This is a genomic window from Micromonospora sp. NPDC005087 (assembly GCF_042872965.1).
Lineage (GTDB): Bacteria > Actinomycetota > Actinomycetes > Mycobacteriales > Micromonosporaceae > Micromonospora.
This window is the reverse complement of record NZ_JBIALB010000009.1, coordinates 15,406-31,871: the sequence shown is the minus strand read 5'-3', so window position 1 is coordinate 31,871 and position 16,466 is coordinate 15,406. Positions and strand designations below refer to the sequence as shown.

The window sequence follows — 16,466 nt, the reverse complement described above, 5'->3', positions numbered from 1 at the left end:
GCGCCCCGCTTGCAGGGGCGAGGGTTGGTCAGGTGACGGCGGGGCTGCGCCGCTCGAGCAGAACGACGTCGCGCCAGCGGCCGTGGTGGCGACCGACCCGCTCGCGCACACCGATGACCCGGAAGCCGGCCCGCTCGTGCAGGGTGAGGCTCGCGGCGTTTTCGGGGAAGACTCCGGACTGGATGGTCCAGATGCCGGCGGCTTCGGTGGAGGCGATCAGAGTGTCCAGCAGCAGTCGGGCGACGCCGCGGCCCTGCGCGGCGGGGTCGACGTAGACGGAGTGCTCGACCACACCGGCGTAGACCGTGCGGCCCGAGATGGGTGCGACAGCGATCCAACCGATCACCGTGTCGTTTCCGTCGGTCGCCACGAAGCGATGCTCGGGCAGCTTCGCCGCGTTGAAGGCCGCCCAGGTGGGTGCGGTCGTCTCGAAGCTGGCGTTGCCGGCGTCGAGTCCGGACTGGTAGATGACCAAAACCCGGTCGGCGTCGGCGTCCCGCAGGGGGCGCACCGAGATGTCGGCCATCAGCAGGCTCCGTTCGGGTGGGGGGCGGGTCGGCCCATGACCACGTCCGCGGCGGAGGGGAAGCAGTCGACGCAGGCGTCGTTGATCCGGTAGTGGCGGGCGGTGCCGGCCGGCTCGACGAGGACGAACCGCACCTCGGTGAGGATCTTCAGGTGCTGCGAGACGGTGGACTGCGCCAGGCCGACGGCGGCGACGATCTCCCCCACGCTCATCGGCCGGGCGTGCCGGGCGAGGTACTCCACGATCTGCACCCGGGTCGGGTCGGCGAGTGCCCGGAACCACGACGCGTACGTCTGCGCGGTGGCTCGGTCGAGCAGCTCGGCCACCACACCGCCCCCTTCATCGTTTATCGCCGATTGACGATGAAAGTGTAGCGGGTGCGGGCGCGGCGAGGGACACGGTCGCGACAACCAGGCGGGCGATGGCCGTCAGGGTGTGCGGGTCGACGCGATCCGGGGTGTCGGCCGGGCTGTGGTAACCGGCCATTCCCGCACCGATGCCCACGGCCGCGAGCCCGGCGGCGCCGTAGCGGCGGTTGTCCGACGCCACCGGCCCGGCAGTGAGGGCAAGGCCGGTGTGTCGACCGGCTTGGTCGAGCAGGGCGAGCAGTCGGTGGGCGGGCCCGCCGGCCTCGACCGCGGCGGCCTGGTCGAGGCGGCCGGCGCCGTCGACGTTGATGACCAGCGGATTGCCGCCGCGGTCACGCAGTTGGGAACTGTGGTGGGCGGATCCCAACGCCCCGATTTCCTCGGCGTCGAGCAGCGCGACGGACAGTCCGAGGTCGTCGGGGAGTACGGCGGACAGGACCCGGGCGGCCTCCAGGACCACGGCGACGCCGCTGGCGTTGTCGGACGCGCCGGGCTGGCGCAGGCCGGGGTGGTCCCCCACCCCGTCGTAGTGAGCGGTCAACAGCAGCTCCAACGTACGGGGCGAGGGTGGGCCGAAGGTGGCGTAGATGTTGACACCGGTGGCGTCGGCGCGGCGCAGCGGGGTGTTCGCGCTCATCCAGCCCTCACCGGCGGCGTCCAGGACGACAGGGTGCGTGCGCGGGTCCAGCGTCAGGACCGGCAGGGGTCCCGGGTCCGGGCCCGCGAGGGTTGTGTACTGCCATCCGTCGGCGTCGACGGCGCGGCTCAAGAGCAGACCGGCGGCCCCTCGGGTGTCCCGGTAGGCGTCGAACAGGCTCATCCCCGCTGGCACGACCAGCCAACGGCCGGCGGGCTCATCGCTACCGGCCACGCCCAGCAGGCCGCGCCTGACCTCGATGGTGTCGGCGGAAGCCGGGTGGATCGACACCTCACGACCGAAGGTCAGATCCGCCGACACGGCGCCGACACCCCATGTGACGGTCGGTGCGGCGTAGATGTCCGGCACGGCTCGGACCGGGAAATCGTCGGTGTCGACCCTCGCGCCGAGCGCGGTGAGGTGGTCGGCGAGCCAGGCGCGGGCGGCGGCCCCGCCCGGTGTGCCGACCCGCCGTCCGGCGAAGTCGTCCCCGGCCAGGGCGGCGACGCTCGTGGTCATCCGCCTGGCGGACACGGCCGCGAGCCGCGCCGCCATGGCCGCGGGCGGGCCGGCTGCCGGGGTCATCCGCAGCACCCCTGTCCGGTGCGCACGGCGTCAGCCTTCGCCGTGGTGCCGCAGCATGAGTCGGCCGCCTCGGCGGCCCGTTGGGTGCCGCAACACGGGCCGTCGGTCGCTGTTTCGCCGGCGGGCGGGAGGATCGAACCGACCCCCTGCGCGGGGCTTCCGCAACAGGAACCCGACCCGGTCACGGCCAGGGCGGCGGCCGGGTCGCCGGTGAAACCGCCGGCTGCCCTCTGGGTGTTCTCGCTCATCATGACGTCCCTTCCCTTCCTGGTTACCGTGAGCCGGTCAGGGTGTAGTAGCTGGTGCGGAGGTGGTCGTAGCTACGCTGCGCGCGCTGCGCAGCGGTGGTCGCCGTGGCGCAGGAGTCACAAAACCGCGCTCCCGCTCGATCCACCGCTGAGCGTCGACCTCTGGAGAACATGACAGTCCCTTCCCGCGACGTCTGTCTTGACGTCCGTCTAAGCAGAGAGTTGCACGTTGATTAGAAGGATGTCAACCTAGAGGTATGTCAAAGCAAGGCGCACCCCGCGCTCTCGTGGATCTGACCGCTGACACGCCATGCTGCCCACCACTGGCTCAGCGGCGGGTGCCGGCCGAAACCGCCGCAGTGCTTGCTCCGGCCTTCAAGGCCCTGGGCGACCCGGTGCGGCTGCAGCTGATGTCGATGATCGCCTCGGCGGAGGGCGGGGAGGCGTGCGTATGCGACCTCACTCCCGCCTTCGACCTCACCGGGCCGACCATCTCGCATCACCTCAAGACGCTGCGCGAGGCCGGCCTTGTCGACGCCGAGCGACGCGGGACGTGGGTCTACTACCGGGCCCGCCCGGCCATCCTGCGCCAGCTCGCCGCGCTGCTCACGGTCGAACCGACCCCCGCTGCGTAAGGCGCGTCCGGCGCCGCAGCCCTCCGTGCAGGGCGCGGGTGAGGGCGGTGACGACGTGGATGGCGTCGCGGCCAACGCCGCGCAGAGTGTTGGACGAGAACGACCGCTGGAACTCCAAACCGAGGTAGACCAGCCCGGGGTGGGAGGTGGAGACACCGCCCGCATGCCGGGGCAGACCGTCGCGCTCCAGGGTCCCGAGTGCAGCGAGGTATCCGAGGTTCGGACGGTAGCCGGTCGCGAAGATCACCGTGTCGACCGCCTGGTCAGTACCGTCAGGCCAGATCACGCCGTCGGCGGTGAAGGCGGTGAACATCTCCCGGCGGGCGAGCAGGCCGGAGGCGATGGCGTCGCGGTAGACGCCGGTGTCGAGCACGGCGGCGTGGCGGACGAGTCGGGTGAGCACCGCCCGGGGCAGGAGGTCCGCGCCGGCAACGTGGAGCCAGTGGTGCAGGTCCCGGCCGCGGATGCGCTGGGGTATGAACTGGATCGGCGCCCGGGTGGTGAGGGTGACCCTCGCATGTGGCGCGAGCTCGTAGGCGACCTGGATGGCGGAGTTCCCGGCGCCCACGACGAGGACCCGCTTTCCGGCGTAAGGCTCGGGTCGTCGGTAGTGCGCGACATGCCGCACCTCGCCGGCGTAGGTGTCTCGGCCGGGCAGCACTGGCAGGTGCGGGTTGCTGAAGGAGCCGCTCGCGGCGACGATGCCCGCCGCCGCGATCTCGTCGCCGCTGTCGGTCTGGACGAGGTAACCACCGCCTGGGCGTGGGTGCACAGCGGTGACCCGGGTGCCGGTGCGGATCTCGGCGTCGATGCTCCCGGAATAGCGGCGCAGATAGGCGACGACCTCGTCGCGGGCCGGATTGCGGTCGGGGTCTGCGCCGTCGAACGCCATGCCGGGCAGCGAGCTGTATCGGGCCGGGGAGAACAGGGTGAGGCTGTCGTAGTAGTCGGGCCAGGACCCCACCGGCGCGGCGCCTGCCTCCAGGACGACGGGACGCAGGCCAGCGGAGAGGGCTGCGCGAGCGGCGACGAGACCGGACTGGCCGCCACCGACGATGACGACGAGCCCTGAAGAGGTGGTCACTCCAACATCATATCGTCCTTTTGTTGAATGACAATATGATGATGATGCGAGAAGGTGGGGCCATGGATCAGCCAGAGCCCGCAGCGGTGGCGCCCGGCGCCGGACCAACCGGGCTGGCGCCGGACACGCAGGAGTTCCTCAAGGCGCTGGGCAGCCCAACGCGACAGCGGATCATGATGCTGTTCTCCCAAGGCGCCGAGCTGTCGGTCGGGGAGGTCGCCGAACGCACGGGCATCAGCCAAGCGACGGCGTCGCAGCAGCTGACGCTGCTGCGCCGGGGGCGGATCGTGACCTCACGGCGCGAGGGGAAGACCGTGTACTACCGCGCCGACCGCGACGGCGCCGTCGCGGCGCTGGCCGAGCTGCGGACCTATCTCATGACCTGCTGCTGAGCCGAAGGCGGAGACGCCAACGACACCACTCCCCCAGCTGGTCGCCCATCGGCGCGAACCACCCACGGAAGCAGGCCCTGCCAGATCCAGGAGTCAGCCTGCCTCGGCCCAACCTCCACCCGGCCCGGCGCACGCAGCGTGCCCCCATCGACCACTGCCTCGTCGTCATTTGACAGCGCCACAGTAGCTCAGTGATAGTTGACTCAATGACTACTGAGCTAGAATTCCTGCAGGGGCGTGCCCGCGTCCATGCCGCGCTCGGGGATCCGGCGCGCCTGGCGGTCGTCGACGCGCTCACCCTGGGCGATGCCTCCCCTGGTGAGATCGCCCAAGAGCTGGGGATGCCGACGAATCTGGTCGCCCACCACGTCAAGGTCCTCACCGAAGCCGGGCTCGTTGTTCGCGGCCGCTCCGAGGGAGACCGCCGTCGCACCTATCTGCGGCTGCGGCCCGAGGCCCTGGCCATGTTGATGCCGGCGCCGTTGCCCGAGGCGGGTCGGGTGGTGTTCGTCTGCACCCACAACTCCGCCCGCTCGCAGCTCGCCGCCGCCCTCTGGTCCTACCGCACCCACACCTCAGCGGCGTCCGCCGGAACGAAGCCCGCCGAGAGGGTTCATCCGCGCGCTGTCGCCGTGGCCCACCGGCACGGGCTGCGGCTGAACCCGACCGGCACGGCGCACGTAGCGGACATCGTGCGCGACGGCGACCTCGTCATCGCGGTCTGCGACAACGCCCATGAGGAACTCACCGGCCCCGCCGCGCCCCGGCTGCACTGGTCGGTGCCCGACCCGGTCCGTGTCGACACCGACGCCGCGTTCGAGGCCGCGTTCGCCGACCTCGCCGCCCGTGTCGAACGCGTCGCCCCCATCGTCGCCCCCGCCGCGAGTTCGGCCAGCCGCGATGACTGACACCAGCCCGTACGTGCGCGATGAACGAGCGCAACCCGGCGCCCAACCGCACCCCGCAAGAACCAAGTCGCAGCACGGTGAGGCGGAAACGTATCGGAGCCTGGTGAATACCTCGCGTTCCGCCAGCCGTTACCAGCGGCTCGACCGCAACAGCGACCCCGCCCGCGCCCTGGCGGCGATTCCCGACCAGGCACTAATCAACCGGCCCGGCGCCCCGTGCTGCAAGGAAGGCTCCTGATGTCCACCAAGCCCAGCGTTCTGTTCGTCTGTGTGCACAACGCCGGCCGCTCCCAGATGGCCGCCGGCTGGCTACGCCACCTCGCCGGCGACACCGTCGAGGTCCGCTCCGCCGGCTCCGCCCCCGCCGCGACGGTCAACCCCGCCGCCGTGCAGGCCATGCGGGAGGTCGGAATCGACATCACCGCCCAGACCCCGAAGCTCCTCGAGTACGCCACGGCCGAGTCCTCGGACGTCATCGTGACCATGGGCTGCGGCGACACCTGCCCGGTCTTCCCCGGCAAGCGCTACGAGGACTGGAAACTCGACGACCCCGCCGGCAAGGGCGTCGAGTCCGTACGCCCCATCCGCGACGAGATCCGCAGCCGGGTGGAGAAGCTCCTCACCGAGTTGCGCCCCGTCCTCTGACCCTGACCGCACCGCCCGCCCGGCCACTGGACCTACCACCGGCTGCGGCCGGCAGCGGTCCACGCACTCGGCCAGGGCCTCGCCGCCCTCGCCTACCAAGCGCCACCGGCGCCGAGGGCAGACGGCCCAGTGGACCGGACGCACCCACCCCGGAACCAACAGAGGAACCGACCACATGACGACATTGGCCACACCGGCGCGCACCACCCCCCGGCTCTCGACGCTGGATCGGCTCCTGCCGGTATGGATCGGCGCCGCCATGGCCGCCGGGCTGCTCCTCGGCCGGCTGATCCCCGGTCTCGACGATGCCCTCGACCATGTCAAGATCGGCGGGATCTCCGTACCCATCGCCCTCGGTCTGCTGGTCATGATGTACCCGGTCCTGGCCAAGGTCCGCTACGACCGCCTCGACACCGTCACCTCCGACCGGCGCCTACTGATCTCCTCGCTGGTCATCAACTGGCTGATCGGCCCCACGGTCATGTTCGCCCTGGCCTGGCTGCTCCTACCCGACCAGCCCGCGTACCGCACCGGCCTGATCATCGTCGGCCTCGCCCGCTGCATCGCCATGGTCATCATCTGGAACGACCTCGCCTGCGGCGACCGGGAGGCCGCCGCCGTCCTGGTCGCGCTCAACTCCGTCTTCCAGGTCCTCGCCTTCGGCTTGCTCGGCTGGTTCTACCTCACGGTCCTGCCCGGCTGGCTCGGCCTGGAGCAGGCCGGACTGTCGGTCTCCGGATGGGACATCGCCGGCAGCGTCCTGGTCTTCCTCGGCATCCCCCTGGCCGCCGGCTACCTCACCCGCACATTCGGCGAACGCGCCAAGGGCCGCGACTGGTACGAGGCGAAGTTCCTGCCCCGGATCGGACCGGTCGCCCTGTACGGGCTGCTGTTCACCATCGTGTTGCTCTTCGCCCTGCAGGGCGACGCGATCACCGCCCAGCCCTGGGACGTCGCCCGCATCGCGCTCCCCCTCCTCGCGTATTTCGCGATCATGTGGTTCGGCTCGTTCGCTATCGGTCGAGTAATCGGCCTGAACTACGAACGCACCACCACGCTCGCCTTCACCGCGGCCGGCAACAACTTTGAACTCGCTATCGCCGTGGCGATCGGCGTGTTCGGCGTCACCAGCGGCCAGGCCCTCGCCGGAGTCGTCGGGCCACTGATCGAGGTGCCGGTCCTGGTCGCTCTCGTCTACGTCAGCCTTGCCGCCCGCCGCCGGTTCTTCCCCACCGGAGTCACCAATGCCTAGCTGGGCTCCGGCTCCGGCCGCCAGCGGCGCGAGGTCGCCGGTCGGTAGCCGTTCGGAACCAGCTACTCCGGCGGCAGGCCCCACCCGGATCACGACGGCTCATTGGCCAGCGGCTGGCACCGTAGGAACCCCGTGATGGACGGCCCGTTCGACGGTGCGGACACCCGGGATGTCGACTACGTGCTCGGGCAGATCGGGAAACGGCTCTCAAGTCGGTTCACCGGCGTGTTCGGCCCGGAAACCGTCGAACGGTACGTCTTCGAGTCCTACATGTACCTGCACCGAACCGTCCGCCTTCAAACCCACCTGCCCGCCCTGGCAGAGAACTTCGCCGCCGAACGACTCACCGCCCTGGCGCAGGTCGAAGGCAGCATCGACAAACCCGTACCCGAGGTGCTGTTCCTCTGCGCCTACAACGCCGGCCGTTCCCAACTCGCCGCCGCACTCGCCGACCGGTACGCGCAAGGCAAGGTGCACGTGCGGTGCGCGGGCTCGCACCCGGCGCACTGGCTGGACCAGAACGTCATCGAGGCGCTCGGCGAATGGGGCGTCGACATCAGCCGGGCGTACCCCAAGCCCCTGACCTCGGACATCCTCGACGCGAGCGACGTGATCGTGACCATGGGCTGCGGCGACGCCTGCCCAGTCCTCGCCGGCAAGCGCTACCTCGACTGGGACATCCCCGACCCCGCCGGACAAGACCTGCCCTTCGTCCGAACCGTCCGCGACGACATCGACGCCCGCGTGCGAGCGCTGATCGACGACCTCACCCTGAGTTGATCTCAGAAAGTGCGAGGACTGACAGGCGACTGTTCTGTTCGTGTGCGGGCACAACGTAGGCCGCTCCCAGATGGCCTCCGGCTGGCTGCGCCCGCTTCCGGCAGTCCCGCTCGGACGGACGGGGTTCCACCGACCGGCAGGCGCCACGCTCGTCGACCGGCTGACCTTGACGGCGACTGCCACGCTGTCGCTGCTGCAGCACAGTGCGGCCGGTGACAGCAGCGAGCAGGTTACGAGCCGAGCCAGCGGCCCAGGTAGGCGAGCAGCCCGGTCAGGTTGGTGCCACCAGCCCGGTAGCCGATGTGCCCATCGGGACGGACCAGTAACACGCCATTAGCGCCGGGGCCGAGACCCAGCCGCCGCAGCGCCGGAGCAGCGGACGTGGGGGCCGCTCCGGTGGCGTCGGGCTCGGTCAGCCGGTGCACGGTGAGCTGATCCCGGGCCAACCCCGCGATGTCGCCGGCCGGCCAGGCAGCGGATGGTCCGCACAGCAGCAGGTGCCATCCGGGCGTGGCGGTGAGCCGATGCAGTGTGCTGGCGTCTCCGGTGCCCGGCAGTGGGACGTCGGGCAGCCGGTCGCCGGGTCGTGGACCGGTGCGCGATGGGCGCGGCCCTTGCCACGACAGCGGGCTGTTCCGGTAGCTGATGCCCAGCTGCGAAACCGTCCGGAACGCGGAGGCCCGCACGAACCGGGACGCGAGCACGACCGGGATGAGAGCGGGGGCGATCCTGGTACGAGCGAACCGGACGGCCGGATTGGTGGACGTCGCGACAGTGAACGCCCGGTCGCTGAAGCGCAGCACCATCCGGCCGACCGGCGCCCGTTCCGTCTCGTAGGTATCCAGCAGTGTCGAGGTGGCGTCGTCCCGCAGGGCCTGGGCGAGTTTCCAGCCGAGGTTGACGGCGTCCTGGATGCCGGTGTTCATGCCCTGAGCGCCGGCGGGGCTGTGGATGTGCGCGGCGTCGCCAGCCAGGAACACCGGCCCGGCCCGGTAGTGGGTGGCGGCGCGGTGGTGCAGCCGGAAGTTGGTCATCCAGACAGGATCACGCAGGCGCACAGTCGCATCGGTGTACGTGTCGGCGAGTGCCTGCACCTCATCGAGGGTGACCGGGGCGTCTGATGAGACCACCTCGGCGGGTGGCCGCATGACCAGCAGGCGCCAGGTGCTCGGGTGACCGAGTGGGAAGAAGAACAGCATCCCCCGCCCGGACAAGAAGACGTGCGCCGCCCCAGTGTCGAGGCCGTCGGCCTCCAGGTCAGCTAGGACGAACGTCTGGGGATACGCAGCGCCCTCGAATCCGATTCCGGCGAGGTGCCGCACGGCGCTGTGCGCGCCGTCGCAACCCACCACGAACCGGGCCGCCACCCGCTCCGCCCGGCCGTCCCCATGCCGCACCGTCGCCACCGCACCGTCGGCGGCACGGTCCAGACCAACCAGCTCCACACCCCGTTCAATGTCAAGCCCCACCGCCGCCAGGTGCTCCCCCAGGATGCGCTCGGTCTCCGCCTGCGACAGGAACAGCAGATACGGATACGCGGTTCCCGACAGACCCAAGTCGAACAGCGGCACGGCACGCGCCCGCCCCCGCGCGTGCAGACACAGCCGCACCGCGCGGTTCCCGACAGCCACCAGCTCCTCGGTCACCCCGAGACTGGCGAGGACCTCCAGAGTGCGGGGCTGAATCGCCAGTGCACGGGACTCGTGAACCCGGTCGAGCGAACGGTCTACCACCCGGACCCGCACACCCAAGGCAGCCAACTGCCCGGCCATGGCGAGTCCGGTTGGCCCCGCCCCGACCACCAGAACCTCGACGGCCCTCACCGGACATCGACCCGTCGAGAGCCGACGATCGCGACCGGTGCTGTCAGCGGACCGGCCGAGGTCCCGAAAGCGATCACGTAATCAATGCCGACCATCCAGATCCCCCGGCTCGACGCGCGACTGCCCCGTCTCGACCCGACGGTAACCCCATATCGCCAACAGCATCACGGACGCGATCCAGCCCGCGGCCAGCGGCGCGCACGCCTCACCGATTGAGGTGGCCAAGGTGGGTGGTTCTCGGCGGTTCGCTGCCAGGCGCGCCGTTCTGCGTCAGGCAGCCGGGCGTGTGGCGGCCGGGGACCAGCTGGGTGGGCACGTGGGCGAGTTTCGTCCAGTCCAGGCGCGCGGTACGTGCTCGGGGAGCCGCTCCGTGCCATCGGTGATCGTCATGCCGGCGACGCTACGTGGTCGGTTGGACTGCGATATGGTCTGCTTTCGTGGCAGATTCGCGGGCCAATTCGGAGGCCAGATCAGCGTCGGTGTTCGGCGTCGACCTACATCTGGACCTGACCGGCCCCGGCCTGCGCGCCGGGCTCACGGACGCCCTGCGGGAGGCCATCCGGACCGGACGTCTGGTGCCCGGCACCCGGCTACCGTCGTCCCGCTCACTCGCAGCCGATCTTGGTGTCGCCCGCAACACCGTTGCCGACACCTACGCTGAACTGGTCGCCGAGGGCTGGATCACCGCCCGACAGGGCTCCGGAACGCGGGTGGCCAAGCGGGCCGAACCGCGCGGCGCGGCGCCCGCCGCCGCTCGCCCGAGGCCCGCCCAGCGCCGTCCCACGTACGGCCTGCTGCCGGGTTCGCCGACCCTCGCGGAGTTTCCCCGCACGCAGTGGCTCACAGCAGCTCGCCGGGCTCTGATGGCGGCCCCGAACGATGCCTTCGGCTACGGCGACGCTCTCGGCCGGGTGGAGCTGCGTACCGCCCTCGCGGACTATCTGGCGCGGGCTCGCGGGGTGTACGCCGAGCCGGACCGGATCGTGATCTGCGCCGGTTTCCACCACGGTCTGACGCTGATGGCGCAGGTCCTGCGGGCACGGCGTGTGGCGGCGCTGGCTGTCGAGTCGTACGGCCTCGACGTCTATCGCGATCTGCTGACCAGCGCCGGCCTGCGTATCCCGCCCCTCTACGTCGACGAGCACGGCGCCCGCACCGACGACCTGGCGGGGTTGAACGCGGCGGGCGCGGCGCTGTTGACACCGGCGCATCAGTACCCGACGGGGGTCGCGTTGACCCCGCAGCGGCGCACCGCGGCGGTGGACTGGGCCCGCGCCACCAGCGGGCTGATTCTGGAGGACGACTACGACGGGGAGTTCAGATACGACCGCCAGCCGGTGGGCGCGCTGCAGGGCCTCGACCCGGAGCGGGTGGTGTACTTCGGCACGGCGAGCAAGTCGCTGGCGCCCGGGCTGCGGCTCGGTTGGATGGTGCTGCCGAAGGAGCTGGTCCCGGAGGTCGTGGCGGCCAAGGGGGACATCGACTACATGTCGAGCGCGCTGGAGCAGCTGACCCTCGCGGAGTTCATCGCCTCGGGCGCGTACGACCGTCAGGTGCGCTCGATGCGTGTGCGCTACCGGCGCCGCCGGGACGAGCTGGTCGCGGCGCTGGCTCAGCGGGCGCCCGGCGTCCGCGTGACCGGGATGGCCGCCGGGCTGCAAGCGGTCCTCGAGCTCCCGCCCGGCACCGAGGGTTCGGTCGTCCAGGCGGCCGCCCGCCAGGGCCTGGCGGTGGCCCGGATGGCCGACTTCCGCCACGAGCTGGCCGACCCGGAATGGCGGTTGGCCGAGCGGGACGCCCTGGTGGTCAACTACGCGGCTCCCTCGGACAGCGCGTGGGCGGGAGCGCTGGACGCACTGTGCAGGGTCATGCCCTAGGCCAGACCCGGTCAGAGGGTTGCCGCGTCGCCGGTTTGGTGAGGTTGTGCCAGGCCGCCGTTCAGGTGCTGGCCTGGCCGCCGCGCTTCGGGTTTCGCAACGGCTGGCACTCGTGGATGCTCCGGATCAACGCCGGATTGGCCCATGGATCTGCCACGGAACTGGACCAGAGCACAGTGCCACCCGGCGCGTAACTTTGCGGCCGTGACCACGAACCAAGCACCAGCAAACGGACAACACCCCCAGAGCGCATAGCGCGCCTGAACTGGACGAATGTCTACCAAGCCATGACTGCCTCGACAGGCCCGCGCGTCCCTCCGTGCCATCAGTGAGGGCGATCAGGGTCGGCGGCGGATGGCAGGACACCTTTCTCCCGCTGAGCGACCGGGCGTTACCGGCGCTGCTGTAGCGGGCCAGTCGTCGCGCGGACCGGTGCAGTCCAGCGGCGGCAGCGCACATAGCTCGACCTACCGAACTACGAATAATTGGGAGAAATGATGCGGGTATTTCTTGCCGGTGCGTCCGGCGTGATCGGGCAGCGGCTGATCCCCCGACTGGTTCAGGCGGGGCATGTGGTCGGTGGCATGACGCGATCGTCCGACAAGACGGAGCTGCTGGCGCAGCTTGGCGCCGAGCCGATCCTGTGTGACGTCTTCGACCGGGACGCCCTGATCCAGGCGGTTCGAGACTTCGAACCGGACGTCATCCTGAACGAGCTGACCGATCTGCCGGATGAGGTGGAGAGGATCGGTGATCATGCGGAGCTGAACGCTCGCATCCGGACCGAGGGCAACCAGAATCTGATCGAGGCGGCGCGGCAGAGCGGATCGCCGAAGATCCTGGCCCAAACCGTCGCCTGGCAGTTGCCGGACGGGCCCGACGCCCGGGCTGTCGCCGAGTTGGAGCGCGCCGTCCTCGCCGAGGGTGGCGTGGTACTGAGCTACGGACAGTTCTACGGGCCCGGCACCTACAACGAACAGCAGATCCCGGCCGAGCCTCGGGTCCAGATCGATCGGGCTGCCGAGCGCACGGTGAAACTGCTGGATGCACCGTCGGGTGTCGTCGTCATCACCGACTAGCGATCACGATCCGGCCGCCGTGCCGCGCCGAGTTCGGCCGTGGACCAGATCCGGGCCCGACGGCAGTGGCCCGGCGGCGGATTCCCCTTCCCACCTTCACCAATTCTTCGGTCCGCGCATCGCTGCGGCCGCCCTATGGAGCTGTCATGTCCTCGATTCCGGGAACCATCGACGCGCCCTCGACCCGTCGGCGGCGCACTCTCCCCGCCGGACTGGCGTTGACAGGTACGGCGCTCGCGTTCACCAGCCTGTATCTCGCGGCGGGTGTGCTGACGCCCCTGCTGGTGCTCTACCGCCAGCAGTGGAACTTCGCACCGTCGCTGCTCACGCTGGCGTTCGCGGTCTACGCGATCGGCTTCCTCGCCGCCGTCCTCACCCTGGGGTCGCTGTCCGACCATGTCGGCCGGCGCCCGGTGCTGATCGGCGCACTGGTGATCCAGCTCGCGTCGAATGCCCTGTTCCTCGTCGCCCCCGATGTGAGCTGGGTGATCGCCGGGCGCATCGTGCAAGGTGTCGCCAGCGGCGCGGCGACGGCCGCCTTCACCGCGGCGCTCGTCGAACTCGCCCCGCCGAACAAGAAGAGACTGGGTACGATCCTCGGCAGTGTCGGCCTGACCGGTGGGCTGAGTGTCGGCTCCCTGCTGGCCGGTCTCGCCATCCAGCTCACGCCCAGAGCGAACTCGATCGTCTTCGCCGTCCTCGTCGTCCTCACGATTCTCGGCGCCGTCGTCATCGCCCTGTCTCCGGAGACCATGCCCCGCACCGCGGGTGCGCTCCGCTCGATGGTTCCGCGCGTCGCCGTCCCGCCCACTGCCCGAGCGGAGTTCGCCGCCGCGGCACCCGTGGTCGCCGCCGTCTGGATGCTCGCAGGTCTCTCCGGCGGGCTGGCCCCGAGCATGGTTCGCAGCGTCTTCCATCTGGACAGCGGCCTGCTCAACGGCGTGGCCGGGTTCATCGCGCCGGCGGTATCGGCCATCGTCGGACTGGCCTTCGCCCGCATTAACCCGCGGCGAGCGATGACCATCGGAATCTACGCGTCCCTCGCCGGGGCCATCGGCATCATCGGTGGAGTGTTCGCCGGAAGCCTGGCCGTCATGATCATCGGGCAGGCCATCGCCGGTGTCGGCTTCGGCGCGTCCTTCACCGCCGCGCTACGCCTCATCTTCCCGCTCGCGGCAGCGCACCAGCGCGCCGGAGTCGTCGGCGGAATCTACGTCGTCTCCTACGTCGCCTTCGGGCTGCCCATCGTCATCGAGGGGCAGCTCACCGGTCCGCTCGGCGAGGTGCCGGCAGTCGTCTGCTACACCGCGTTGACCGTCCTCCTCACGCTCATCAGCCTTGCCGCCCAGACCCGCATCACACGGCGCACGCGCGGCTGACGGACGCAACGTAGGCAACCGACGAAGGACCTGGAAAGTGAACCAAACGGACCGACCCGATGCTGCCTCGTGGCTCGTCGCCCTGGACCTTGACGGAACCACGCTCCGCGAAGACGGCTCCATCAGCAACGCGGTGATCGAGCAGGTACGCCGGCTCGACGCGGCCGGCCATCACCTGGTACTCACCACTGGCCGCTCCTCCGCGACCACCATCCCGGTGCTTGATCAGCTCGGCATCGCGCCGCGGTTCCTGGTCTGTTGCAACGGCGCGGTCACCCTGCACCGTGACCCGGGTGCGCCAAGCGGCTACCGGCGAGAATGGGTGGAGTCCTTCGACCCGACCGAGGTGCTCCGGTCGATCCGCGCACACCTGGTACACCCCCGGTTCGCAGTCGAGGACGAAGACGGCCGCTACCGGTACACGGAACCGTTTCCAGCCGCGACGACCGGTCTCGACAGCGAGCAGGCGAAGGTAGCGTTCGAGGAGTTGTGGAACCGTCCGGCCACCCGGGTCGTCGCGATTTCGCCCGGCCACGACCTGGACGACTTCCTCGCCGTGGTCGAGAAGATGGAACACGAAGACGGCCTCGCTCAGGTCCTGTCCACACTGAAGTGATCTCAGCAAGAGTTCGACGGCGGTGACGTTTCGCGATCTGCTGGTGGAGTCGGCCGTCTGCCAGACTGGGGAGACGCTACTCGCGATATCCGGCATGCTGTGGGCATGAGCGAGGAACCGAAAGGTCGTTCCGCACTGTCCGGCGACACGGTGTCCGCTTCGCCGCCAGTGATCTCTGTGATGTTGATCGTTCCAGATGCAGACGCTGCGGTCGCCTGGTACAGGACCGCACTGGGCGCGACAGAGCTGTGGAACCTCGGTGGCGTGGCCGGCCTCGAGATCAGTGGCGCCGCCTTCTTCCTCCACGAGGTCAATCCCAAGAACCCCGCAGAGACCAGTCCCGGCCAGGCGGGAGTCACGAGCACGCGCATCGAGGTGTTCGTCGATGACCCCGACAACTTCATCGAGCGCGCCGTCGCCGCCGGCGCAACCGCCGGAGCGGCAACCGAGGATCACCGCGTGCCGTGGGGGACGCACCGTCAAGGTGGCTTCACGGACCCGTTCGGTCACACGTGGTCTGTAGGCGATAGGTCACCCCTGGGTCGGTTCCCACGCTGATCGGGCCAGCCGTCACATGGGCCGGCAGGATCGCGCAGCGCCTCATGGCGCGCGGTCTGTCCGGCTCGGACGCGATGTGTCACTGCCGTAGCTGGCGTCTGAAATATGTCGACACGGGCTAATCATTCATAGTGGACGATGCTGGATATGGGCGTGAAGTCCCCAGTAGAAGAAGGTCTGCCAAGATTTACTTCACCAGTCAGGACTCCACGTGATCGCCTATCGTGCCATGCTCGACGTCCCCAGGGAACTCGTGCACTACCTCGCCCAGTTGCTGGCCGCCGAGCGTCGCGCCCGCGGCACCCGCACGGGCACCAGGGCGTTGACCTGCTTCCGCCAGGCGCTGATGGTGCTGGTCTGGTTCCGCAAAGGCGAGGACAAGACCCTGCTCGGCACCGGCTTCGGGGTGTCGCGGGCCACCGCCTACCGCCACATCGCCGAAGCCATCACCGTGCTGTCCGCCCAGGCCCCGGACCTACACACCGCCCTGCAGCGGGTCGCCGACGAGGGCTGGTCCCACGTGATCCTCGACGGAAAACTGTTCACCACCGACCGCCTCACGGAGACGACCACCAGCGTCAAAGGCGAGCAGATCGACGCCTGGTACTCCGGCAAGCACCGCGACTTCGGCGCGAACATCCAGGCGATCATGCGCCCCGACGGGCTCCCGGTTTGGACCTCCGACGCCGCACCCGGCCACCTGCACGATTTCACCTGCGCCCAACTCCACGACATCACCGGCGCGCTGTACTGGGCCGCCTCGCAACTGGACCTACCCGCCCTCGCCGACTCCGGCTACGAAGGCGCGGGCCAGGGCATCCACACCCCGGTCAAACAACTCGCCGACAGCGACCGCCTCGCCATCGACAACCGCACCTACAACCGGCTCCTGCGATCCCTACGCGGCCTCGGCGAACGCGGCTTCGCCCTACTCATCGGCCGCTGGTACGCCCTACGCCATACCACCGCCAGCCCTCGCAGCGTCAGCGACATCGTCCGCGCCGCCCTCGTACTCACCCAATTCGAATACCGGTACCTACCAAATTCTCGTTGAGATCACGTCACTGTAGTCTC

17 protein-coding genes are annotated in these 16,466 nt (G+C 69.8%); 12 read left to right on the top strand and 5 right to left on the bottom strand.

All coding sequences use genetic code 11. The features are described 5' to 3' along the window. Positions 1-28 precede the first annotated feature (28 nt). The 3 genes from ACFYPS_RS21315 to ACFYPS_RS21305 are packed head-to-tail and all read right to left on the bottom strand — an operon-like array spanning position 29 to position 2,116. Positions 29-526 carry a GNAT family N-acetyltransferase gene (locus tag ACFYPS_RS21315; protein WP_387326301.1) on the bottom strand — a complete coding sequence of 166 codons (498 nt, stop codon included), beginning with the start codon at positions 524-526 and terminating at the stop codon, positions 29-31. Beyond that, entirely contained in the window at positions 526-855 is a 330-nt protein-coding gene (locus tag ACFYPS_RS21310) for an ArsR/SmtB family transcription factor (protein ID WP_387326298.1), read from the bottom strand. Before ACFYPS_RS21310 ends, ACFYPS_RS21315 begins: the two co-directional genes overlap by 1 nt. Before the next feature lie 10 nt (positions 856-865). Beyond that, the gene (locus ACFYPS_RS21305; protein ID WP_387326295.1) at positions 866-2,116 is read right to left on the bottom strand and encodes a M28 family metallopeptidase; all 1,251 of its coding nucleotides are present in this window, start codon (positions 2,114-2,116) and stop codon (positions 866-868) included. A 505-nt stretch (positions 2,117-2,621) separates the two neighbouring features. Between ACFYPS_RS21305 and ACFYPS_RS21300 the strand changes: the two genes are divergently transcribed. Beyond that, positions 2,622-2,999 carry an ArsR/SmtB family transcription factor gene (locus tag ACFYPS_RS21300; protein WP_387326292.1) on the top strand — a complete coding sequence of 126 codons (378 nt, stop codon included), beginning with the start codon at positions 2,622-2,624 and terminating at the stop codon, positions 2,997-2,999. On the opposite strand, the gene ACFYPS_RS21295 is transcribed toward ACFYPS_RS21300, so the two are convergent. Further along, a complete protein-coding gene (locus tag ACFYPS_RS21295) occupies positions 2,971-4,083 on the bottom strand; it encodes a flavin-containing monooxygenase (RefSeq protein ID WP_387326289.1) in 1,113 nt (370 codons plus the stop codon). The genes ACFYPS_RS21300 and ACFYPS_RS21295 overlap by 29 nt on opposite strands. 62 nt (positions 4,084-4,145) lie before the next feature. Between ACFYPS_RS21295 and ACFYPS_RS21290 the strand changes: the two genes are divergently transcribed. The 5 genes from ACFYPS_RS21290 (at position 4,146) to ACFYPS_RS21270 (ending at position 8,060) form a co-directional block, all read left to right on the top strand. Continuing rightward, positions 4,146-4,475 (top strand): ArsR/SmtB family transcription factor, encoded by a 330-nt coding sequence (locus tag ACFYPS_RS21290; RefSeq protein WP_387326286.1) that lies wholly within the window; start codon positions 4,146-4,148, stop codon positions 4,473-4,475. A gap of 206 nt (positions 4,476-4,681) precedes the next feature. Beyond that, positions 4,682-5,383, top strand: a complete 702-nt coding sequence (locus ACFYPS_RS21285; protein WP_387326283.1) for a helix-turn-helix domain-containing protein — start codon at positions 4,682-4,684, stop codon at positions 5,381-5,383. Between the two features lie 237 nt (positions 5,384-5,620). Next, a complete protein-coding gene (locus ACFYPS_RS21280) occupies positions 5,621-6,028 on the top strand; it encodes an arsenate reductase ArsC (protein WP_354966892.1) in 408 nt (135 codons plus the stop codon). 175 nt (positions 6,029-6,203) lie between these two features. Next, the gene (gene arsB, locus ACFYPS_RS21275; RefSeq protein WP_354966893.1) at positions 6,204-7,280 is read left to right on the top strand and encodes an ACR3 family arsenite efflux transporter; all 1,077 of its coding nucleotides are present in this window, start codon (positions 6,204-6,206) and stop codon (positions 7,278-7,280) included. Positions 7,281-7,415: 135 nt separating this feature from the next. Continuing rightward, positions 7,416-8,060: an arsenate reductase ArsC gene (locus ACFYPS_RS21270; protein WP_354966894.1), complete on the top strand. Its 645-nt coding sequence runs from the start codon at positions 7,416-7,418 to the stop codon at positions 8,058-8,060. A 230-nt stretch (positions 8,061-8,290) separates the two neighbouring features. Here the strand turns inward: ACFYPS_RS21270 and ACFYPS_RS21265 are convergent, their stop codons facing one another. Then, complete coding sequence (locus tag ACFYPS_RS21265) at positions 8,291-9,883, bottom strand: FAD-dependent monooxygenase (RefSeq protein WP_387326278.1); 1,593 nt, start codon at positions 9,881-9,883, stop codon at positions 8,291-8,293. 437 nt (positions 9,884-10,320) lie between these two features. Here ACFYPS_RS21265 and ACFYPS_RS21260 point away from each other — a divergent pair, with 437 nt between their 5' ends. From ACFYPS_RS21260 to ACFYPS_RS21235, 6 genes are all read left to right on the top strand, one after another. Continuing rightward, a complete protein-coding gene (locus ACFYPS_RS21260; protein ID WP_387326275.1) occupies positions 10,321-11,760 on the top strand; it encodes a PLP-dependent aminotransferase family protein in 1,440 nt (479 codons plus the stop codon). A 494-nt stretch (positions 11,761-12,254) separates the two neighbouring features. Continuing rightward, the gene (locus ACFYPS_RS21255; RefSeq protein WP_387326706.1) at positions 12,255-12,839 is read left to right on the top strand and encodes an NAD-dependent epimerase/dehydratase family protein; all 585 of its coding nucleotides are present in this window, start codon (positions 12,255-12,257) and stop codon (positions 12,837-12,839) included. Positions 12,840-12,985: 146 nt separating this feature from the next. Further along, a complete protein-coding gene (locus tag ACFYPS_RS21250) occupies positions 12,986-14,218 on the top strand; it encodes an MFS transporter (protein ID WP_387326272.1) in 1,233 nt (410 codons plus the stop codon). Between the two features lie 37 nt (positions 14,219-14,255). Then, complete coding sequence (locus ACFYPS_RS21245; protein ID WP_387326269.1) at positions 14,256-14,834, top strand: HAD family hydrolase; 579 nt, start codon at positions 14,256-14,258, stop codon at positions 14,832-14,834. A 105-nt stretch (positions 14,835-14,939) separates the two neighbouring features. Further along, a complete protein-coding gene (locus ACFYPS_RS21240) occupies positions 14,940-15,392 on the top strand; it encodes a VOC family protein (protein ID WP_387326266.1) in 453 nt (150 codons plus the stop codon). A 211-nt stretch (positions 15,393-15,603) separates the two neighbouring features. Continuing rightward, positions 15,604-16,446 (top strand): transposase family protein, encoded by an 843-nt coding sequence (locus ACFYPS_RS21235; protein WP_387326263.1) that lies wholly within the window; start codon positions 15,604-15,606, stop codon positions 16,444-16,446. Positions 16,447-16,466: the final 20 nt, after the last annotated feature.